The following is a 382-nucleotide window of genomic DNA, read 5'->3' as shown; positions in this document are numbered from 1 at the left end:
ACCGTTGTTGAGCGTGGTTGTGCCTGTAACTTCTAAACCTTTCTCTGCAGTCAACTTATCTTTAACTGCTACTGCACCATTTAGCGTGGTAGCACCATTGACATCCAAGCCTTTGTTAGCGGTCACTTTGTCATTAAAGGTTGCTGGACCTGTTACATCCAATTTACCACCGATTGTTGCTCCTTCAGTGGTCGTCAGATTGGTAAATTTCGGTGTGTCTGACATCGTGATTTTAATCTTACCGCCTTCATTGGTGGTACTGACGTTTTTGCTGTCGCCAATAATATCTAGCTGTTCACCGAGGGCTTTATGGATCACTTCTCCATTTTCACCTTTGTAGTTCATACCTTTGGTAGTGAGCTCATTTTTGACATTATCAATG

The 382-nt window shown here is 42.7% G+C and carries 1 protein-coding gene; it reads right to left on the bottom strand.

Going from position 1 to position 382, the window contains the following annotated elements:
* Positions 1-382: hypothetical protein (locus tag A1D26_RS05335; RefSeq protein ID WP_198303092.1), on the bottom strand; the 382-nt coding region annotated here is incomplete at both ends.

It is taken from the genome of Ursidibacter maritimus (genome assembly GCF_009761395.1).
Taxonomy (GTDB): Bacteria; Pseudomonadota; Gammaproteobacteria; order Enterobacterales; family Pasteurellaceae; genus Ursidibacter; species Ursidibacter maritimus.
This window is presented reverse-complemented; position numbering and strand designations above follow the sequence as displayed.